Genomic DNA, 20566 nt, shown 5'->3' with positions numbered 1-20566 from the left:
TTATTTTACTTTCCTGTTCCCAGCCAGAACCTCTCTGTAATCCTCAAGGTTCTTTCTGAGGAGATCCGGAATCTGAAGCTCATACGGGCACTTACTAAGGCAGGCACCGCATCTTACACATTCCTCAATCTTATTCATCTCACCCTGCCAGTACTCAGAGAGCCATGCATCACTTGGAGCGCGGCGAAGCATCAGTGACATACGATTACACTGATTTATCTGAATACCAACAGTGCAAGGCATACAATATCCACATCCTCTGCAGAAATCGCCCATGAGCTCTTTTCTCTCAGCATCAATAAACGCCTTTATCTCATCATCCATCTGAGGTGTGCTATCCATGTATGAAAGCCACTCATCCAGCTCTGACTCTCTTTGGATTCCCCAAATCGGCACAGTTCCCTCAAACTGATTAACAAATGCCATAGCAGCCTTTGAGTTGGTTATAAGGCCACCTGCCAGGCCCTTCATGCAGATAACACCCACATTATTTTTGTTACATATATGAATCAGCTCTATCTCCTGATCAGTAGCGAGGTAACTTATAGGATACTGAACTGTCTCATACAATCCTGATTCAGCCAATTCCTTTGCAACTCCAATCTTGTGAGCGGTTCCTCCGATATGCTTTATCTTGCCCTGCTTCTTTGCTTCAAGCATGCACTCATACATACCGGTTCCGTCTCCGGGCTTCCAGCACTGTCCCATAAGATGGAACTGATAAATGTCGATATAGTCAGTTCTCAGGTTCTTCAGCGATGTTTCAAGATGCTGCCAGAACTCCTCCGGTGTCTTGGCACCCGTCTTGGTTGCAATAACGATATCTTCTCGTTTTACATAGCCATCTCCAAAGGCCGCTCCAACTTTCTCCTCGCTGTCACTATATGCTCTCGCTGTATCAAAAAATCGCATGCCACCATCATAAGCTTTGCGAAGCAATTTAACAGCCTCTTCCTGCGTAACTCTCTGGATCGGAAGTGCTCCAAATCCATTCTGCGGAACAGTTATTCCTGTACTTCCCAATGTAATATTTTTCATAGAAACCTCCTGTTTTTCCCCTCATCCGTCAGCTTCGCTGACACCTTCTCCCCAAGGAGAAGGCTTAATAAATGCAATGTCATTACAGATTATTATATCAAAAAAACTCCCCCGCAAGAACTGCGGAGGAGTCTGCCTATTACTATTTTATCAATATGCGCCTTCCGATTCAAATACAACCGGAATAGTTTTTAAAATAAGTTTTATGTCTGTGGTAACGCTCATATCCTTAATGTACTTAAGATCAAGCTCAACCCACTCATCCCACTTGATATTAGCGCGTCCGCCTACCTGCCAGTAGCATGTAAGTCCGGGCTTTACGATGAGGCGCTGCTTTTCATAAGCATTACACTCTTCCATCTGGCTAAGTAGAATCGGTCTTGGTCCCACAATACTCATATCACCCTTGATGATATTTATAAGCTGGGGAAGCTCATCAATTGAATACTTACGAATGAACTTACCAACACGTGTTACTCTGGGATCATCCTTAATCTTGAACGCATGTCCTGTCTGCTCATTTTGAGCCTGCATACGTTTAAACTGTGCCTCCGCATTTTTGTACATACTGCGGAACTTATAAATCTTAAAGGGTTTTAAATCCTTTCCCGCCCTCTCCTGAGTAAAGAAAACCGGACCACCATCCTCTAACAGAATTGCTATCGCCGTAATCAGGAAAATGGGCGATAACGCAATCAAGGCGAGACTGCTTGCAACCACATCGAAGACTCTCTTGAGTCCCTTATAAATATTTGCTTTGTGGTCATAAACCTCCTGATAAATTAAGCTAATAATCTTCCTGCCTGACACCACAGAGATGTCCTGCTCCTGCCTCATAAGTGCGCTATCATTCATATTGTTCCCCTCATACGCCGATACTGCTGGCACCTTTCTCTTTTACGAAAAAGGATTTATGTAACAAAACTTACATCCAGAGCTTTTGCCCTTCCTTGAGCTATAACTTATATCCTATAACTCTGCTTAATCATCCTTGGAAGATCAATTCATTTTTATAAAAGCAAATGTTCCTGCTTTATAAACTGTACAAATTACGTGTCCCTCGCGAACCTCATCCACTTGAACTTCCTGCCAAGTACCATTAGGTCCCATTTGGTAAACCTTATATATATCTCCGTTCTTTGCGCAATATACATTGAAGTTAACCTGTGCCTTGCTGAAACGCACACCAGGTGCATATGTCTCGACCACATTTTTTACAGTACCGCCGATACCAGCAGCAAGAATCTTTGCTGACGCAACCTTTCCACTTGTTGTTTCACTCATTACAAAGGTTGCTCTGGTCTTAACTCCATTGATTATTAATTTTCCCCCTTGTCCAACAGGACAAACCTTATCCAACCCTGGAGCATTTAGTACAGTATTTACATAAGTTGGCTGCGGTGTATTATTGCCACCCCCTCCTGATGAAGATCCAACGCTTTTAACCGTAACCTTTGGTTTACTGTCTGAGCCTTTTTTATATTTAACAGTAACTTCTACTTTAGTTTTCTCATCAAGTTTTTTGTATAGTTCTCTAACCATCCCGGAAAGCTCCGTTACATTCCTCTTTAAATCAGCAATATGCTGATCCTTAGCATCAACCTCACCTTCAAAATATCCTGCATAATAAGAAGCTGCTTCGGCTGATGGAATATAATCTGGCCTTGGAGGTCTCACAGCAGCCACTGCTGAAATTTTCAATGTAGAAATCATCAATGCCCCCGCCAACAATAAAGCCATTATCTTTTTCATAGCAATTCCCCTTTCTGCATCTTACGACGCAAATATCATAAGAAAGTCTAAATTAATATTATCAAAAATTCGAACTATAAACTATTAAAAATTCATAAAATCTGCATGAATACTGAGTTTATTTTCACTTAATAACGATTAATATACCTATATTGCAGATTTTTCCTGGCTTTATTCATCAAACTGTAGCGTTTCCCGATTAATCGTACCATTCTGATCTTCAACAAGACAGCCCACCACAACCCATTGCTTATCAGGATGTTCAGAATCCACAGTAACAAGGCTCACTAAGAAATTATCCGGTGTAACACCATCTTCCCATCCACTACGAATGTTAGTTGCAGAAGTCCAATCTTTTTTCATGTCATAAAGATACTGCTGGCACTCTGTCTTTTCAGTAAAATCATATTGCTGCATAACATCAGTATTATCTCTTGCATATGCAGTCCATACTTCGTAAGTCAGAATATTATCCTCAATCGCAATCAGCAATGTGTCATGTTTGTTAAAGAAATTTTCATCTGCAAAATTCCATAGCTCAGAAAACATATCGCCATCTTTTGTTGTAGCCCCGTAAATAACAGTGTTAAAATCACACATATCATTCATGTTAAATGACTTAATATATATCCCGCCTTTTTTGCTTTTCTTTTTTCCGGTAATATCATGCGTCTCATAATAAGTATCATCACCATCAAGGTTCTGTGCTAAAGGATAATCTATTCCAGTATCAGGTATAATAATCCACCCAAAAATGTCAGGATTACTTTCAACAAGATCATGCGCATTTTCTATTTTCTGCATAATTTCTTTATCCGAAGTTCCACTGCTTCCGGAATTAGACGACTTAGCCTGATTTCCACATGACGCAAGAACTGCCGCCATGGTCATACCAATCAGAAATATTCCCCCGCCTTTCAGCATCTTATACGCTGTCCATTCTTTATATCGACACATATATCTGTTTCCTTTACCCCTGCACATCAACTTTTTCATAAAAAGTATCAAGAAACAATTCATATAGTTCATTCTGGTCTGGATAAAATTCCTCAAATTTTTCGCCAAGTCTCGTCTCCCCCTTAAGGAGCTTTAAGCTGTCCTCATTAAAATCATATCCTGCAACTGTTGACGCTATGTATGAAAGTTGGTCAACTGATACATCTGTTACCATCTGCTTACTGATTGCCTTATAGATATCTACTGCAAGTGTAGGCTGACTCTTTGTGGTTTCAATTACCTGCCTGATAAACGCTGTAAGGTATACTTTCTGTCTGGCAAGTCTTTTATCCGCAGACCCGATTTGTTCCAGATCTCTATTCTGCAAAAACGCAAAAGCTGCATCACCATCAAGATGAACTGTTTCTCCTGCCTTAAACTCGTAATCCCCACTGGCAAAGTCAAAGGTCGGTGTCACATCAACACCACCCACCTCATCATTTATTGTTGGTATTGCGCTCATATTTATTGCAGCGTATCCATGGATTGGAAGCTGATAGAAAAGATTACTAACCGCTCTTTTCTCAAGATCACATGATCCCTCAACGCCATCCCCAAAGCCATGTTGAACTGCTATCTGCGCCTTGATGGTATTCACATAATTCCCATACTCATCATACATCTCCACATCAGCCATGGTATTTCTGTTGATTCCGATAACCTTCGTGGTCTTATCGTGTGGATTAAAAACAAGCAAAAAAAGTGCATCCGCCTGTCCGCCATTGATCTCGCCATACACCGGAGTCACTTCTTCATCTGTTTTATCAATTCCCATGACCAGAAACGTCATGATGTCCTCGTTATAGTCGTATATAACGCCATCATGCTTAATCCAGTCATCCTGCCACTGCATGGCATTCTCTGCCTGAGTCAGTACTTCTGTGCTTGTGGTAACCGGCGCACTCTTGGCATTTTTCGCAAAAAGGCCAGACTTACCAACCACCCTTGTAACTTCAAAAGCTCCAAGGCCGACAAGTATCAGTGTTACCACTATGCACCATATAAGCAGGATTTTGTTAACACGATTCCTCATACATTAGTTACCTGTCGATTCACCCTCCTGAGTGTTCGCACTACTACCTTCTTCAGAATTAGAACCACCTTCTGTGTTTTCACCTTCCGTAAACAAAGTGGTCTGAGTAAATCCCTCTGTGTTAAAGCCTTCAGTATTAAAGCCCTCTTCACCATCATCAAAAGCTTCGTAATCCGGAGCATTTGTCATAAACTCATTGTATGTTCCTCTGAGACTGTCAACATCCGCATTAAAAACGCGGGACTGCTTCGTCACATTACCGGACATATCGCTTACAGCATAGTAAACCACAGCAGCGCTCTGCTCTTCGTTAAGAATAGTCTTCTCAACTACTATACGGTCGGTGATATCTCCATCCACCGCATCATAGGCAACTACGCCGTTTAACAGATCCGCTTCCTTGGTCTCCCCATTATAAGTGAGATCATACGCAGAGAATCTCATCTCGGGCTCAATCCTGTCTGACATGTTATAAAACCAGACTATGAAAACCGCCATCACTATGCTACCTATTGTAAAAAAGAATGCCAGAATATTACTTTTCACTATAAGCTCACTCAATCCTTTCTAACAACGCCCTCGATATAGTCGAGCTCATCCAGATTACCCTTTGTTGATGCAGGCTTTGGAGTCGGCCTCTCAGCAGCCTTCTGTGGTTGGAAAACTCGTTTGGGATTACCACCTGTCATGCTTCCATTATCAGATGAATCATCCTTTCCGTAGTACTTGCCATAATATCTGCCGTAGTATCTGCCATAATACTTTCCGTAGTGTCCATAAACACCGCCTGTCATATCCACCTTATTTAAAACGGCACCAATAACCTTTGCTCCCGCCTTATCAAGCTGGCTCTTTACCCTCTGTGCAAAACGGTAGCTTATGGCGTTGTCCTCTATAACCATAACTGTTCCGTCGCACTGCTTTGCGATAACAGCGGCATCGATAACACTTCCAAGGGGCGGTGTGTCGATGATTATGTAATCAAATACATTTTTCATATTGTCCAGGATCTTGCTGAAAATCTGTCCACCCAAAAGCTCACTGGGGTTTGGAGGAATAGGTCCTGAAAAGATAACATAAAGATTTGGAGTATCAGTCTCACAAATTACATTTGACAATTTTTCACGACCAACCAGACAGTGTGTAAGCCCAAGTCTTACAGATCCTGTCTTATATCGTCCTACCATGACCGACTTTCTCATGTCAGCGTCCACAAGCACTGTCTTTTTTCCAGCCTCTGCAAAGGCTCTTGCAAGTGCCATGGACACGCTGGACTTACCCTCACCGGGTGTACAACTGGTGATTGAGATTGCCCTCATGTCTTGTCCACTGAACTCGACGTTACTTCGAAGCGTCTTGTAGGCTTCCTTTATCTGGTAGTTATTTTCGGATTCACTAAAATGTAATGTAGTCTGCTGCATATATTCCCCTCATGTCGCATTTTTTCTATCTAACGTAACCTTTTGAAAAATGCCATTTATGCAGTATTCCTGCTCTTTGACTTACTATGCTTTTTCTTACTGGTCTGCTCATCCGTTATGGAAGGTATCATTGCCAACGTACTAAGACCAAGATAAGCCTCGATATCATCACTGGACTTAATGGTATCATCCATAAGATAGTTAAGGATTATCACCGCTGAAACAATCACAACTGCTGCGATTCCGCCTATCATAGTCCATCTCTTGGGACTGGGACTATACTTTTCTGTAGGCATGTTAGCAAGCTCTGCTATATTGATAGCATCAATATCCATAACATTCTGAATGTGCTTTGATGCAACCTCTCGCACGCAGTTAGCTTCCTTCATAGCCATCATGGGATCCGAATCCCTGACTGTTATGGCAACGATACGGGTATCATCAGGAGTGCTGATAGATACATGGTCGTTGAACTCATCGTATTCCATGTCAAGGTGAAGTGTCTGGATAACCTCCTCGAGCACATATCTGCTCTTAATCAGCTGTGCATAATCCTGCGTCAGCTGCGTGGAAATCTGCACATCCGAATAGGTTACCGTAGCACCCTCTTCCTTGTTCAATATATAAATCTTTGTAGTTGAGGAATATAAAGGAGTCAGTACGAATTTACTGACAAAAAGACACAGTAATGCAAAGAACACTCCTGCGCTTAAGATAAGCCAGGCACGTCCGATCAGAACTGCAAACAACTCACCCAGATTAATTTCAATAACATCATCTTTTCCCATACAACCCTCATAAATATATAATAATGTTAATCTGTCTGAACCCTATTAAGTTCTATATTACTTCGTTCCTAAGTACCTTCATTGCATTGTCATGAAAAATCTTCAGCGCGTACTGCTCTCCGAATTTCCCTTCCACATAATCCCTGCAATCAAGAAGATGTGGTGCTCTGGAGCCATTGTCATGAGCATCGGTTGCAACAAAATGTACCATATCCCGCTTCAATAATTCTCTGGCAAAATGCCTTATTCCAAGTCCATACTTCCCCATTACGCTGTTGGCATTCACCTGGATGTATATTCCCATATCAAGCAGCTCATCGACATACTTCACATGCTTGGCCATATCCGCATAGCGCTCAACATGAGCCAGTATCGGCATGTATCCCGCTGACTGAACCGCATACAACGCATTATGTATGGTCTTATACATATCCGTGGGATGGAACTCTATAAGCACGTATTCCGAACCTGCAAGAGTAGAAGCTCTGCCGCTTTCAAGCTCTTTAACAGTAGAATCGCTGTAGTATATTTCATTTCCGGGGAAAAGCTGAACATTGATGCCCTTTTCGTGTGCCCTGTCCATAAGCTGCGCAGTGTACTCGATCAGATGATCCGGACGTACATTGTGATGCATAGGCTTATGATGCGGCGTCAGGATCATGCCCTTGGTACCCTCTGAAATCGCAGTCTTTAGCATAGCCAGACTGGTCTCAATATCAGGTGAGCCATCATCCACGCCGGGCAATATATGGCAATGAATATCAATTGATGGAACCACGAAAAACTCCCCACTACAACTTGTACTTATACACAATATATTTTACAACATGTTGATTTTTATAGCAATAGTGCACAAAAGGAGTTTTTTATGATTACACTCATTTTCTTATAAGCTCATCTAATGTTAAAATTTCAAAACCATCGGCCTTCCCTTTGAGCTTTATAGAATCCCCAAGAGAAGTCACCTTTGCTCTATCACCAAGAATATCCGCAACCGCCCTTGAAATAAGAATTTTGCCACCAGGTGCATTTGCTTCAAGCCTTGCTGAAGTATTTACTGTATCTCCAATGGCTGTATAGTCCATTCTTCGAGGCGCTCCAATATTACCAACAACTGCAGGACCCCAATTAACTCCTATGCCAAAAGAAACTGTTCTTCCATACTTTTCCAAAAGCTGCTCTCCAAGAGCCTTTGAGCCCTCTACCATATCCATGGCCGCACAGCAGGCAAGATACACTGGATCTTCTTGGGAAAGAGGCGCATTCCAAAATGCCATTGTACAATCTCCCACAAACTTATCCAGTGTACCATGATTTTTCATAATACACTCTGTAGTCAGAGTCAAATATGAATTTATTATCTCCACAACAGTAGGAGGATCCAAGCTCTCACTCATTGTGGTAAAACCTCGGATATCCACAAAAAGAACAGCTATATCATGCATCTTCCCACCGAGTTCAAGAGCAGATGTTCCTTGCTCCAAAAGTTGTTTCATTATCACAGGATCCACATAATGGCCGAACGTATCAGCAACTTTTCTTTTCTCATTACTTGTCTTTATATAATTAATCGCAATGGATACCACAAACAGTATGCTTACAAAAAGAGGTATCCAAAGAACATGAAGCACTATACCGCCTGTATGGTACAGCAAGTATGCTAACAAGATAGTCCCCAAACAAACGATTATTTCTCCGACTACAGAATGCAATACTTTCCTATCATAGAAGAAAATAAACATAACGAAAGTAATAAAAAATAACAATACCAGTTGAAGGGCTTTCGATGCCTCTATCGGATAAAAACCGTTTCGAAAAGCTTCAACCAGATTTGCATGAATCTCTATCCCATATGTCGGAGCAGCATGGTCAATCGAGGTCCGGTATTCATCCTGAAGCCCTGCTGCATATGGTCCAATAAGCACAATTTTTCCTGCAAAAAAGTCCGGATCAACTTCACCATAATAGATATCCGAGGCTGAAATAAAATCATAGTAAGCACCACCTTTTCCAGTGAACGGTATATAAAAAAAACCTTTTATTGTCGGTGGTTCCGGATTTACCGCAATACCTTTTACTTCACAATACTTCTCATAAATAGTTCTCGAAAAAGACTTTACCGTCCCTTTTCCAGGTACATCTATAGCTAGGAGTGCATGCCTTATTATCCCATCCGAGTCCGCCATTGTATTTATATGTCCAGTATTGGTAACCTTAGCAAGCTCTGGAAATGGTTCATCATAAGCCAGTACTTTTCTTTTTTCAGCATAAAAATTGTCACCAATTTCAACAATTCCTGAGCCATAGGTAGCCGCTGATGCTGTAACAACATTCTCCCCAAAATCAGCAACATTCGCAAGATAACTATCATTTTCAGGACTCGCACTCTCGCCCACATAAAGAACATCTACTGCTATAACTGCCGGTTTCTCCTCTCCACTATTTAAAATGGAAATTACATCTGCCATAATATCTCTTGACCAAGGCAAAGGTCCTATCTCTTGAAGAGCCTTCTGATCAATGCCAACAACAACTATTTCTCCATCTGTAGCCTTCTGCTTTTGATATACTGCATCAGACACAACTCCATCCGCATAGTTCAGTAAACCGGAGTTTGCCATAAACACAAAAAGTACAGCGACAGTCATTGCCGCTATACTTATTATGATTTTTTTCTTGCTTTTTAAACATTTCATATATATTAACCCAATATGATTTTTTCACCAGCCCTAGCAAATCTAATATTCTTATCCTGCGTTTTCCTTTCAAGGTTATGAATAGCCTTATCATCTCTAAAGGGATCATGATGTATAAAAAGTGTCTGCTTTACACCTGCTAAACCTGATAGTTTCGAAGCCATTTCAGGCGTAGAATGTCCATACCCTATTCTTTTGTCATATTCTTCCCTGGTATACTGAGCATCACAAAGTAGCAAATCTGCTCCCTTTGCAAATTCTACAATCTTATTGTCAGGCTCCTCAGACAGCTCACAGTCTGTCAGGTATACAAGCTTTTTCTCCCTATATGAAATTGATAAACCGAGATTACCTCCCGGATGGCTGACTTTTATTCCGTCAACAGTAATATCACCGCCCTGATCTTTTATTATCAATGGCAATTCCAAATCCACATATTTAAAATCCGAAGGATATTCCGCTATAGTCAATGGCCAATATGGCGGAGAGTATGCCTTTTCTATCTGAAGATCAATTGATTTACCCCTTTTCTTTTTTCCATAAAGTGTTATAGTTCTATTCTTCTTTGATAGTTCAGAGAAAAAGGGAAGTCCAATAATATGATCAAGATGAGGATGCGACAATAAAACATAAATGTTTTCCTTATCATCCAGATTAGGGGCATTGATTATGCCTGTACCAGCATCTAAAAATATTACCTGATCTCCTGCTTCTACCATATAGCAGGACGTAGCGCCACCATATTCGTTATATTCACTACCACTTACCGGAATTGAACCACGTGCTCCAAGAATGGTAAGCGTAAACTGCGCATTAATCATTTTATTACTGAGCCTCATAATTCGTTAATGTTGATATGCGGATGCTGACGGACTTTCTATTTTATCCTTTTTGTCGTCATCTTTTTTTTCATCGTCCTTATTGCCATCATCTTTATTTCCGTCGTCCTTATTTCCCTCGTCCTTTTTATTATCTTCCTTCTTTTTTTTATTCTTCTTATTCTTCTTTTTTGACTTCTTTGAAGAATCAGATGATGAATTATTATTCCCATTAGTTTGTGAATCACCCGGATTACTATTATTTTCCTGATCATTACCATTTGAAGGTGATTCACTAGGCTGGTCATATGCTATGGGAAGCTGATATATACGATTATCTAAATTATTGCCAGGATTGCTGTTAGGCTTTTTGTTTGATTTACCGTTAGTTTTTGCCAACCTGCTTCCTGCTTTACCTTGATCTTTTTTTAACCTTGCGGTTACAGTCTCATAAGACAATTTTCTAAAATCAAGACCGCTTTGTTGAAAAATTTTTTCTGTTAACTCCTTATCATTATATAATTCAAGTAGTGCAAAGCCTTTTAGATCACTTATGCTGACTTCACTTGTTTCAACCCTCAATCCCGATGAATAAAAGTCTGCTGCCTGCCCTGCTATTAACATTACAGTTTTCTCTTCACCTGTAGCTATGTTTTTCATTGAACACTGAAGGCTTCCTTCCAAAAGGCATACCTTCGTATGCTCTGCATCAATATCTTCTATCTGGGCACATGTACCTCTAATCCCCATTGTCATGGAGGATGTTTTTATATTAAATTCTTCATCGTCAGTCAAAGGTTCTGAAACATTAAAAAACAAATTTCCGGAATCAAGTAAAGCTTCGTATTTTGTCCCAGTCTTTCGTACTTCCAATGAACTTTCTGCATCAAGCTTAACTGCCTTTGTGTCGTCAAGACTTATATATGCATAACTCTTTTTCTTTGTGCTAATCTGGTTGCCGTCGTTTAATCTCATTTTCTCCATTACAGAGATTGCTTTTCCTTTATCGTCCGATACTCCAACAGTCCCCTCGTATTTTTCCATCCTCATTATATTTGCAGCATCAGTTTTCACCTCAGCAGCGTTAACATCTACTTTTGCATACGAAATAAATACAAAAAGCACAAGGGCAATCAAAATGAATCGCCTGCCTGCGCTAATAAAACAAATGTCATGGTATGATTTTTCTCCCCTCATAACAATACCTTTCTCAAAAAAATCTATTTATATTGCAGTCTTCATTTAGAATCTACTTATTTTCAGCAAAAGCCTGCTCCACATTCTCAAGAGCCTTCCTAAGAAGCTTACTTGCATCTTCTCTTGAACAACCATTTTCAATTTTCTCAATAGTCTGTTCTACTGAAGCTCTAAGCCCCGAATTGGCTTTTGTTGTCACTCTCAACCTATCGCTTGTATGTTGCATAATTTGGACAACTCTGGAAGGTTTAGCTTTAAAATAAAGACTGAGAGTCTCCCATGTTATCACAGCAAGAACTGTAAACTCAGATAAAGATACTGCTGTTGCCGAACGGGGAAGGCCTTCAACCATTCCCATTTCGCCAAATACTCTGCCAGCGCCAATTTCTGCAATCTTCTTTTGCTTATCAGTTCCGTAGTTCAGGAAAATACCAACCTTTCCCTTCTGTACATCATACATACAGCAGCTGTCATCGCCTTCATTGAAAACTACCTGCCCATCTTCATATCCTTTAAGGTTTGTTATAACGGTATGTTTATCAGTCATAAGTACTCCCATCGCACAATCTCAGTTGAATAGAAAATACTGTAATTCTTTTAATTCTATACATAAATGATACAACTATTGCGAATAATTGATTATTAAATTTACATAAAATCGTTGACTTATCTCTTTATTAAATAAAACAAAAACCTCAAATGGTTATTTTAAGCCATTTGAGGTTTCTGTATTTGTATGCCTTTTACAAAATGCATCAGACAAACTGATTAGCGTCAGAGCTGTAGTTATATCCTATGCCTTCAAGTTTGGCAATAATTGAGCTTATTTCTTCTTCACCAAGAGATAATCCTTCAGCCAAGTCTTCAAGACTATTATAATTATCTCTTAACTGTGTATTAATATAACTCAACAGTATCACCGGATCCTTTGGTATCATCATTCTCCTTTCACCGCATGGGCAACCAGCGCATCACCTTCCACATCGATCTCGATAGTGTCGTGAGGCATAACCTTATCCTCCAGGATAAGCTTTGCTGAAAGTGTCTCAACATGCTTCTGCACAAATCTCTTAACGGGTCTTGCACCATAGTTGGCATCGTATGCGTTATCTGCTACAAACTGCTCTGCAGCAGGAGTCAGCCTGATGCTTATCTCTCTGTCTGATAATCTTCTGTTAAGATCATCCACGATAAGCTTAACTATGCCACTGACATTATCCTTTGTCAAAGGCTTGAACAGAATCATTTCGTCAAGTCTGTTCAGGAACTCAGGTCTAAAGCGGGCGTGAAGCTCATTCATGGTCAGTTCCTCAGCTTCCTTGCTGATGGTTCCATCCTCCTCGATTCCATCAAGAAGATATGGTGCACCTATATTAGAGGTCATGATAAGAATAGTGTTCTTAAAGTCCACTGTTCTTCCCTGAGAATCGGTAACACGGCCATCATCCAGAATCTGAAGAAGAACATTGAATACATCAGGATGTGCCTTTTCCACTTCATCAAAAAGTACAACTGCATAGGGTTTTCTTCTTACAGCCTCTGTCAGCTGCCCACCCTCCTCGTATCCTACATATCCGGGCGGTGCTCCGATCAGTCTGGACACGCTGAACTTCTCCATGTACTCACTCATGTCGATTCTGACTATATTATTTTCATCATCAAAAAGTGATGCCGCAAGGCTCTTGGCAAGTTCTGTCTTACCTACACCTGTAGGTCCAAGGAACATGAATGAACCGATAGGCTTTCCGAGATCCTTTATACCTGCCTTGGATCTCATGATTGCCTCTGAAACCTTGGTAACCGCTTCGTCCTGTCCGATAACTCTCTTGTGAAGCTCATCCTCAAGGTGAAGTGTTTTATTTCTCTCACTCTCAGTAAGCTTTGCTACAGGAATACCTGTCCATCTGGAGATAATCCTTGCTATCTCTTCATCGGATACTCTCTCATGAACAAGGGACATATCCTTTGAGCCTACCTTCTGCTCCTCTTCGTCCAGCTGCTTTTTCAGTTCGGGAATCCTGCCATACTGAAGCTCACTTGCCTTCTCAAAATCGCCTCTTCTCTGGGCAATCTGAAGCTCGTTGCTGGCGTTCTCTATCTCTTCACGGATAACAGCGAGTCTGTCCACCGCTTCCTTTTCATTGGTCCACTGAGCCTTCTGGTTATCAAAATCAGCCTTAAGCTCAGCCAGCTCCTTCTGAAGGTTTTCAAGACGCTCTTTACTTAAGGAATCATCTTCCTTTTTAAGGGCCGTTTCCTCAATCTGCATCTGCATGATCTTTCTATTCATCTCATCAAGCTCAGCAGGCATTGAATCCATCTCGGTTTTAATAAGGGCACAGGCTTCATCCACAAGGTCTATTGCCTTATCGGGAAGGAATCTGTCTGAAATATATCTGTTACTTAAGGTTGCAGCGCTGACAAGAGCTGAGTCCATAATTTTCACACCATGATAAACCTCATAGCGCTCCTTAAGACCTCTAAGGATACTGATGGTATCTTCAACAGTAGGCTCTGAAACCATAACCGGCTGGAAACGTCTCTCAAGTGCCGCATCCTTCTCGATATATTGTCTGTACTCATTAAGCGTGGTAGCACCGATACAGTGGAGCTCTCCTCTTGCAAGCATGGGCTTTAGCATATTACCTGCATCCAGCGCGCCGTCTGTTTTGCCGGCACCCACAATGGTATGAAGCTCATCTATAAAAAGAATTATCTCTCCGTCAGATTCCTTCACATCCTGAAGGACAGCCTTAAGTCTCTCCTCAAATTCGCCTCTGTACTTGGCACCTGCCACAAGGGAGCCCATATCAAGTGAAAAGATCTTCTTGTCTTTTAAGTTCTCAGGCACGTCACCCTCTGCAATTCTCTGGGCAAGAGCCTCTACAACCGCAGTCTTACCTACACCGGGTTCACCAATCAGAACCGGATTATTCTTTGTCTTTCTGGACAGAATTCTTACTACATTTCTAATCTCGGCATCTCTGCCAATTACAGGCTCAAGCTTCTGTGCCTTAGCCTTTGCCACAAGCTCTGTGCCGTATTTCTCAAGGGTGTCGTAGGTCGCCTCTGGGTTATCGGAGGTCACCTTCTGGTTGCCCCTTACCTCTGACAGGGCCTGAAGGAATCTGTTCCTGTCTATACCAAAAGCCTGGAATATATTTATCATCTCGCGGTTCGGATAATGAAGCATAGCGAGGAAAATGTGCTCAACAGACACATACTCATCTCCCATTGCCTTCATCTCATCCTCGCTCTTAAGAAGCACTTTGTTAAGGTCAGCGCCCACATAGGGACTTCCGCCCTGGACCTTGGTTCTCTTCTTTAAAGCCTCATCAACTCTGTTTAAAAATACAGTATTATCAATTCCCATCTTCTCAATAAGCTTGGGAACTATACTATCCTGTATTGTCAGAAGGCTGTATAAGAGGTGCTCCTGCTCTATCTCCTGGTTGCCATAATCAAGAGCCACCTTCTCCATATTCTGAACTGCTTCAATTGATTTTTGTGTGAATCTATCTATCTTCATAACAGTTACCTCACTAAAAAACGTTTCGGCCGCTTACAATAATCTTTGTTCTACAACTGTTATAACACGATTATTAGCACTCGTCAATAGTGAGTGCTAATTCTTTTTTTCGAAAGAATGTCGCTTGCGACATTCTCGCGCCGAGCGCGGTTGCTGAAGGCAACATATTCCTATCGCGCGAGTGCGCATCCATAGCGGAGCGCTTTTTATGATATAGGAATTTCGGAGAAATTTCCTATATCATAAAAAATGCCGCAGAAATATCGCATTCTACGGCATTATCACTATCAGTTTATTTCTTTACCCTCAACATCGATTATTTCTTTGTCGACTATTTTTCTCTGGCTCTCCTGATCAAAAGAACCGGCAGGTGCTTCTTCCACATCCACCACGGTAGCCTCTCCATCAACGATATTTTTCTGAGCCATCTTATCAACCTTATGTATCCTTGATACGATCCACAGATTGGAAATACCATTATAGGCAAGTGCAGCACCGATTATCTGTACAATATACTTCATGGTTGTAACAGGATTCAGCACCAGGTAAAGTCCGCCTGCCACAGTAAGTACAGCAAGAATAAGTGCGATCCACCAGTTTCCATACTTACTTCTTCCAAGGCTCAGGGTCTCTCCAAGATTCATTAGACCCGAAAAGAGCATTATCACACCTGCAATAACAGGAATAATGGATTCAAAAAAGTGCGGATTGAGAAGTATCCATACACCAAGCACAGCTATAACCAGGCCAAATCCAATAGAGCTGTTCCTCGCGATAAGTCCCTGATTCTTGGAAAACAGGCTGGTCACAATGGATATAACTCCCGCAGCAAGTACCACGCCACCGATCACCTTGGTAAGCAGATTAAGTGTAGTCCCCGGCAAAAATATCAGCAGAGCACCAACCGCTATAAGTATCAGGGCATCCACCAGAAAATTAGTTTTTAACTTCACAAAGAATTTCATACCAAGCACCTCAAATATAATTATTCTTCAGTCTCTTCTCCTGTAGCACACTCCTCAAGAAGCTTATCCATAAGCTCATATATCTCTTCCCTTCCTGCCTTACTCTGCGCAGAAAAAAGAAGCACCAGACCATCCTCAGGCATTCCCAGTGTGTCCTTGATCATCTGAATATGCTTCTCATGCTGACTGGGCTTAATCTTATCTGATTTAGTAGCAATAATGATGGGATTAACTCCCTGAGAAACTATCCAGTCATACATCATCCTGTCATTGGCAGAAGGCTCATGCCTTATGTCTATGAGTAGGAAAACCTGCTTTAGCATCACTGACTTATTGAGATAATTCTCAATCATCTTACCCCACTGTTTCTTTACTGATTCAGGAACCTTGGCAAAACCGTATCCCGGAAGATCCACCAGATAAAACTCATTATTTATATTGTAATAGTTGATAGTCTGAGTTTTACCGGGCTCCTGACTGACACGGGCATAATGCTTGCGGTTCATTAAGCCGTTTATCAATGAGGATTTTCCCACATTACTTTTTCCTGCAAAAGCAAACTCCGGCTTATCATTCTGGGGGAGCTTACTTGTAATTCCTATTACTGTTTCTAAATTTACTTTCTTAATTACCATAAAAACCTCGCTAAGTGATTTAAAAGGCAGGGATGAAGCTCATCTCTGCCTTATTATTTCAGCCATTATTTATTTAGCAGGCTTAAGTCTCTTAGCCTCATCCTTGTAAACAATCAGAGGACTTGAAGAACCACTTACTGCTTCCTCAGTAACAACACACTCTGAAATGTTGTCATCTGAAGGAATCTCATACATAACATCCATCATAGCCTTTTCCATGATAGACCTTAAGCCTCTTGCTCCTGTCTTTCTCTCATGAGCCATCTCTGCGATCTTATCGATTGCATCATCCTCGAATGAAAGCTTAACGTCATCAAAGTCAAACAGCTTCTGATACTGCTTAACAAGAGCATTCTTGGGCTCTGTAAGGATTCTGACGAGAGCGTCCTTGTTCAGACCTTCAAGAGTTACACAGATTGGAACACGACCTACAAACTCAGGGATAAGTCCGAACTTGGTGAGATCCTGAGGTGTAACCTCTTTTAATACTTCACCGATCTCACGCTCGCTCTTATCAGCTATCTCAGCGTTAAAACCGATTGAGTTGCGATCAAGTCTCGCCTCTACAATCTTATCAAGGCCATCAAAAGCACCACCACAGATGAACAGAATATTGGATGTATCTATCTGGATAAGCTCCTGATGAGGATGCTTACGTCCGCCCTGCGGAGGAACGCTTGCTGTAGTACCCTCGATTATCTTAAGAAGTGCCTGCTGAACACCTTCGCCTGATACATCACGGGTGATTGAAACGTTCTCGCTCTTCTTGGTTATCTTATCAATCTCATCGATGTAAACGATGCCGTACTGTGCACGCTCAACATCATAATCAGCTGCCTGAATAAGCTTTAAGAGAATGTTCTCAACATCCTCGCCGACATATCCGGCCTCTGTAAGGGTTGTCGCATCAGCAATTGCAAAGGGAACATTTATGATCTTCGCAAGTGTCTGAGCCAGGTAAGTCTTACCGGAACCTGTAGGACCAACCATTATGATGTTACTCTTCTGAAGCTCAACCTCATCATCGTTATTATGAGCCTTAGGCGCCATAACACGCTTGTAGTGATTGTAAACAGCCACAGAAAGAACCTTCTTAGCTTCATCCTGTCCGATTACATAATCGTCAAGGAAGTTCTTGATCTCAACAGGCTTCAAAAGATTGATGTCCCTGTCGTCGTGTGCTATCGGCTCATCCTCGAACTCTTCCTCGATGATATCAGCACAGATATCAACACACTCGTCACAGATATAAACACCTGCGGGACCGGCAATCAGCTTTTTAACCTGATTCTGTGTCTTGTTACAAAATGAGCAACGAATTTCACCGTTGTTTTTTCCTGCCATAATTTATTTTCCTTTTAAAAATCTTATAATATAAAATTATTTATCCTTATTTTTCTTCCTTAGGTCTTGACTCGATAACAGAATCAATAAGACCGTACTCTAAAGCTTCCTGAGCTGTCATCCAGTTATCACGTTCTGTGTCAGCTGCGATCTGAGCATAGTCCTTACCTGTGTTCTCTGATAAGAGTGTATTCAGTTTTTCTTTTGTACGAATGATGTGCTTAGCTGCGATCTCAATCTCAGTAGCCTGACCCTGAGTTCCGCCAAGGGGCTGGTGAATCATGATCTCAGCATTGGGAAGTGCCATACGCTTGCCCTTTGCACCACCTGCAAGAAGGAATGCACCCATACTTGCTGCCATACCGATACAGATTGTGCTTACATCGCACTTGATGTAATGCATGGTATCATAAATAGCCATACCGGAAGTAATCTCTCCACCGGGGCTGTTGATATACATGTGGATATCCTTGCTGGGATCCTCTGCCTCAAGGAAAAGGAGCTGTGCAACTACAACGCTTGCAGAAACAGAATTGACCTCCTCACCAAGGAATACAATACGTTCCTTTAAAAGTCTTGAATAAATATCGTATGAGCGCTCTCCGCGGCTCGTCTGCTCTATGACATAAGGTATTAAACTCATATGATTCGCTTCCTCTCTGTTATATTTAGTATATAATACCAAATCATTATACCCCATTTTATTGAATATGCGCAACTATGCGAAAAAAACCCTCCCGTTTCCGGGAGGGCTGCTATATTACTCTTCTGTCTTCTTTGTTGTCTTACGTGTGCGCTTCGGCTTCTCCTCAGCTGCATCATCGTCCTTCTTAGCTGCAGTCTTGCGTGTGCGCTTCGGCTTCTCCTCAGCTGCATCATCAGACTTCTTAGCTGCTGCCTTTCTTGTTGTCTTCTTAGCGCCAACTTCCTTAGCGTTCTCTACAAGGAAAGCTGCTGCCTTCTGAACAAGGAGGTCATCCTTAAGGCTCTTGATCTCACGGTCGCCCATAAGCTCCTTAACCTTCTCAACTTCCATGTTGTACTGCTTAGCCATCTTCTCGAGCTCTTCCTGGATCTCGTTCTCAGCGATCTCGAACTTCTCAGCTGCTGCAACTGCCTCAAGAACAAGTCTTGACTGGATACGCTCTACAGCCTGAGGCTTAACCTGCTCTAAGAGCTGCTCAGCTGTGTTGCCTGTGTACTGCATGTACTGCTGCATGTTCATGCCCTGATACTGAAGTCTCTGAGCGAAATCGTTAACGATCTGACGCTGCTGTGTCTCAACCATCTTCTCAGGAAGCTCCATCTCAGAATCTTCGATAACAGCCTTAACTGCTTCATCCTCACGCTTAGCCTTAGCCTCAGCCTCTTTACGCTCTGTAAGCTTCTTCTTTACATCTTCTTTATACTCAGCAACTGTCTCGAAATCTGAAACATCGCTTGCAAACTCATCATTGAGCTCAGGAAGCTCTCTAGTCTTGATGGCCTTAACTGTGCACTTAAAAGTAGCATCCTTACCAGCAAGATCCTCTGAGTGATACTCCTCAGGGAATGTTACGTTAACTTCACCCTCTTTGCCAATCTCGAAGCCTACAAGCTGCTCCTCGAATCCAGGGATGAATGAACCTGAACCGATTGTAAGAGGATAATCTGTGCCCTTACCACCTTCGAAAGCAACACCGTCAACAAATCCCTCGAAATCAAGAGTTACGATATCGCCATCCTCAACCTTACGATCTGTAACGTCGATTGTTCTGGCGTTTCTGTTACGCTCCTGGTCGATCTCAGCGTTGATCTCGTCCTCAGTTACGTCAAGATCCATCTTCTCAACCTCAACGCCCTTGTACTTACCAAGCTTAACCTCGGGCTTAAGAGCTACAGTTGCTGTAAAGATGAAAGGCTTACCAGCCTCGATCTGTGATACTTCGATATCAGGGTTAGAAACAACGTCCTCACCGCACTCCTCAACAGCCTTGGGATACTCCTCGTTGATAACTTCGTTAGCAGCATCCTCGAAGAATACTTCCTTACCGTACATACGCTCGATCATATGACGGGGAGCCTTACCCTTACGGAATCCAGGGATCTGGATCTTATTCTTCTGCTTGTTGTAAACCTTGTCGATTGCCTTGTCAAAAGACTCAGCTGCTACTTCGATTGTAAGCTTAGCCATGCTCTTCTCGAGCTTTTCTACTGATACGCTCATTGAAATGTTTCCTCCTATGAATACATATGAAATAAATCTTTACACAGTTTTGTGTTATTTATCTATATTAAAACGACCTGTGCTAACTTTCCTCGGCACAGTCGCCTAAAGATTATAGCACAGGTCTTTTCCTTTTTCCATATTAATT

The 20566-nt window shown here is 41.7% G+C and carries 20 protein-coding genes; all 20 read right to left on the bottom strand.

Annotation, left to right across the window (positions count from 1 at the left end):
* The 20 genes from G601_RS0108370 to tig all read right to left on the bottom strand — a co-directional run bounded on the left by G601_RS0108370 (position 1) and on the right by tig (position 20418).
* Positions 1–1038: an aldo/keto reductase gene (locus G601_RS0108370; RefSeq protein WP_026665061.1), complete on the bottom strand. Its 1038-nt coding sequence runs from the start codon at positions 1036–1038 to the stop codon at positions 1–3.
* A gap of 150 nt (positions 1039–1188) precedes the next feature.
* Positions 1189–1893, bottom strand: coding sequence for a sugar transferase (locus G601_RS0108365; protein WP_081673451.1), 705 nt, complete (start codon positions 1891–1893; stop codon positions 1189–1191).
* Between the two features lie 144 nt (positions 1894–2037).
* Complete coding sequence (locus tag G601_RS0108360; RefSeq protein ID WP_155834492.1) at positions 2038–2790, bottom strand: hypothetical protein; 753 nt, start codon at positions 2788–2790, stop codon at positions 2038–2040.
* A 171-nt stretch (positions 2791–2961) separates the two neighbouring features.
* Positions 2962–3786: a class B sortase gene (locus G601_RS24880; protein ID WP_196808849.1), complete on the bottom strand. Its 825-nt coding sequence runs from the start codon at positions 3784–3786 to the stop codon at positions 2962–2964.
* A complete protein-coding gene (locus G601_RS0108350; RefSeq protein WP_026665059.1) occupies positions 3761–4819 on the bottom strand; it encodes an LCP family protein in 1059 nt (352 codons plus the stop codon). Before G601_RS0108350 ends, G601_RS24880 begins: the two co-directional genes overlap by 26 nt.
* A gap of 3 nt (positions 4820–4822) precedes the next feature.
* Positions 4823–5287: a hypothetical protein gene (locus G601_RS0108345; RefSeq protein WP_196812510.1), complete on the bottom strand. Its 465-nt coding sequence runs from the start codon at positions 5285–5287 to the stop codon at positions 4823–4825.
* Positions 5288–5376: 89 nt separating this feature from the next.
* Positions 5377–6240 carry a polysaccharide biosynthesis tyrosine autokinase gene (locus G601_RS0108340; RefSeq protein ID WP_026491303.1) on the bottom strand — a complete coding sequence of 288 codons (864 nt, stop codon included), beginning with the start codon at positions 6238–6240 and terminating at the stop codon, positions 5377–5379.
* A 56-nt stretch (positions 6241–6296) separates the two neighbouring features.
* Complete coding sequence (locus tag G601_RS0108335; protein ID WP_035785724.1) at positions 6297–7028, bottom strand: YveK family protein; 732 nt, start codon at positions 7026–7028, stop codon at positions 6297–6299.
* Positions 7029–7080: 52 nt separating this feature from the next.
* Positions 7081–7806 (bottom strand): CpsB/CapC family capsule biosynthesis tyrosine phosphatase, encoded by a 726-nt coding sequence (locus tag G601_RS0108330; protein ID WP_026665058.1) that lies wholly within the window; start codon positions 7804–7806, stop codon positions 7081–7083.
* A gap of 100 nt (positions 7807–7906) precedes the next feature.
* On the bottom strand, positions 7907–9724 hold the full coding sequence (locus tag G601_RS22495) for a CHASE2 domain-containing protein (RefSeq protein ID WP_051205682.1): 1818 nt from the start codon (positions 9722–9724) through the stop codon (positions 7907–7909).
* 5 nt (positions 9725–9729) lie between these two features.
* The gene (locus tag G601_RS0108320; RefSeq protein WP_026491306.1) at positions 9730–10545 is read right to left on the bottom strand and encodes an MBL fold metallo-hydrolase; all 816 of its coding nucleotides are present in this window, start codon (positions 10543–10545) and stop codon (positions 9730–9732) included.
* A gap of 24 nt (positions 10546–10569) precedes the next feature.
* A complete protein-coding gene (locus G601_RS0108315) occupies positions 10570–11739 on the bottom strand; it encodes a FecR family protein (RefSeq protein ID WP_081673448.1) in 1170 nt (389 codons plus the stop codon).
* Positions 11740–11791: 52 nt separating this feature from the next.
* A complete protein-coding gene (locus G601_RS22490; RefSeq protein WP_196808847.1) occupies positions 11792–12286 on the bottom strand; it encodes a cyclic nucleotide-binding domain-containing protein in 495 nt (164 codons plus the stop codon).
* 208 nt (positions 12287–12494) lie between these two features.
* The gene (locus G601_RS0108305) at positions 12495–12677 is read right to left on the bottom strand and encodes a DUF4250 domain-containing protein (RefSeq protein WP_026491308.1); all 183 of its coding nucleotides are present in this window, start codon (positions 12675–12677) and stop codon (positions 12495–12497) included.
* Positions 12677–15268 carry an ATP-dependent chaperone ClpB gene (clpB, locus tag G601_RS0108300; RefSeq protein WP_026665056.1) on the bottom strand — a complete coding sequence of 864 codons (2592 nt, stop codon included), beginning with the start codon at positions 15266–15268 and terminating at the stop codon, positions 12677–12679. The genes G601_RS0108305 and clpB overlap by 1 nt, the downstream gene beginning before the upstream one ends.
* Positions 15269–15555: 287 nt before the next feature.
* A complete protein-coding gene (locus G601_RS0108295) occupies positions 15556–16233 on the bottom strand; it encodes an HdeD family acid-resistance protein (protein ID WP_026665055.1) in 678 nt (225 codons plus the stop codon).
* A 20-nt stretch (positions 16234–16253) separates the two neighbouring features.
* The gene (gene yihA, locus G601_RS0108290; protein WP_026665054.1) at positions 16254–16868 is read right to left on the bottom strand and encodes a ribosome biogenesis GTP-binding protein YihA/YsxC; all 615 of its coding nucleotides are present in this window, start codon (positions 16866–16868) and stop codon (positions 16254–16256) included.
* A 69-nt stretch (positions 16869–16937) separates the two neighbouring features.
* Positions 16938–18212 (bottom strand): ATP-dependent Clp protease ATP-binding subunit ClpX, encoded by a 1275-nt coding sequence (gene clpX, locus G601_RS0108285; protein ID WP_026491312.1) that lies wholly within the window; start codon positions 18210–18212, stop codon positions 16938–16940.
* 46 nt (positions 18213–18258) lie between these two features.
* A complete protein-coding gene (gene clpP, locus G601_RS0108280) occupies positions 18259–18912 on the bottom strand; it encodes an ATP-dependent Clp endopeptidase proteolytic subunit ClpP (RefSeq protein ID WP_081673447.1) in 654 nt (217 codons plus the stop codon).
* 60 nt (positions 18913–18972) lie between these two features.
* Positions 18973–20418, bottom strand: a complete 1446-nt coding sequence (gene tig / locus G601_RS22485) for a trigger factor (protein ID WP_035790516.1) — start codon at positions 20416–20418, stop codon at positions 18973–18975.
* Between the last annotated feature and the right edge of the window lie 148 nt (positions 20419–20566).

It is taken from the genome of Butyrivibrio sp. FC2001 (assembly GCF_000424125.1).
Taxonomy (GTDB): domain Bacteria; phylum Bacillota; class Clostridia; order Lachnospirales; family Lachnospiraceae; genus Butyrivibrio.
This window is presented reverse-complemented; position numbering and strand designations above follow the sequence as displayed.

What these genes read in the sequence shown, in the direction of transcription:
- yihA (WP_026665054.1), bottom strand. Translation starts at nt 16,868, where the DNA reads ATGGTAATTAAGAAAGTAAATTTAGAAACAGTAATAGGAATTACAAGT.
- G601_RS0108295 (WP_026665055.1), bottom strand. Translation starts at nt 16,233, where the DNA reads ATGAAATTCTTTGTGAAGTTAAAAACTAATTTTCTGGTGGATGCCCTG.
- clpX (WP_026491312.1), bottom strand. Translation starts at nt 18,212, where the DNA reads ATGGCAGGAAAAAACAACGGTGAAATTCGTTGCTCATTTTGTAACAAG.
- tig (WP_035790516.1), bottom strand. Translation starts at nt 20,418, where the DNA reads ATGAGCGTATCAGTAGAAAAGCTCGAGAAGAGCATGGCTAAGCTTACA.
- G601_RS22490 (WP_196808847.1), bottom strand. Translation starts at nt 12,286, where the DNA reads ATGACTGATAAACATACCGTTATAACAAACCTTAAAGGATATGAAGAT.
- G601_RS0108305 (WP_026491308.1), bottom strand. Translation starts at nt 12,677, where the DNA reads ATGATACCAAAGGATCCGGTGATACTGTTGAGTTATATTAATACACAG.
- G601_RS22495 (WP_051205682.1), bottom strand. Translation starts at nt 9,724, where the DNA reads ATGAAATGTTTAAAAAGCAAGAAAAAAATCATAATAAGTATAGCGGCA.
- G601_RS24880 (WP_196808849.1), bottom strand. Translation starts at nt 3,786, where the DNA reads ATGAAAAAGTTGATGTGCAGGGGTAAAGGAAACAGATATATGTGTCGA.
- G601_RS0108345 (WP_196812510.1), bottom strand. Translation starts at nt 5,287, where the DNA reads ATGTCAGACAGGATTGAGCCCGAGATGAGATTCTCTGCGTATGATCTC.
- G601_RS0108360 (WP_155834492.1), bottom strand. Translation starts at nt 2,790, where the DNA reads ATGAAAAAGATAATGGCTTTATTGTTGGCGGGGGCATTGATGATTTCT.
- G601_RS0108335 (WP_035785724.1), bottom strand. Translation starts at nt 7,028, where the DNA reads ATGGGAAAAGATGATGTTATTGAAATTAATCTGGGTGAGTTGTTTGCA.
- G601_RS0108370 (WP_026665061.1), bottom strand. Translation starts at nt 1,038, where the DNA reads ATGAAAAATATTACATTGGGAAGTACAGGAATAACTGTTCCGCAGAAT.
- G601_RS0108320 (WP_026491306.1), bottom strand. Translation starts at nt 10,545, where the DNA reads ATGATTAATGCGCAGTTTACGCTTACCATTCTTGGAGCACGTGGTTCA.
- clpP (WP_081673447.1), bottom strand. Translation starts at nt 18,912, where the DNA reads ATGGGGTATAATGATTTGGTATTATATACTAAATATAACAGAGAGGAA.
- G601_RS0108315 (WP_081673448.1), bottom strand. Translation starts at nt 11,739, where the DNA reads ATGAGGGGAGAAAAATCATACCATGACATTTGTTTTATTAGCGCAGGC.
- G601_RS0108340 (WP_026491303.1), bottom strand. Translation starts at nt 6,240, where the DNA reads ATGCAGCAGACTACATTACATTTTAGTGAATCCGAAAATAACTACCAG.
- G601_RS0108350 (WP_026665059.1), bottom strand. Translation starts at nt 4,819, where the DNA reads ATGAGGAATCGTGTTAACAAAATCCTGCTTATATGGTGCATAGTGGTA.
- clpB (WP_026665056.1), bottom strand. Translation starts at nt 15,268, where the DNA reads ATGAAGATAGATAGATTCACACAAAAATCAATTGAAGCAGTTCAGAAT.
- G601_RS0108365 (WP_081673451.1), bottom strand. Translation starts at nt 1,893, where the DNA reads ATGAATGATAGCGCACTTATGAGGCAGGAGCAGGACATCTCTGTGGTG.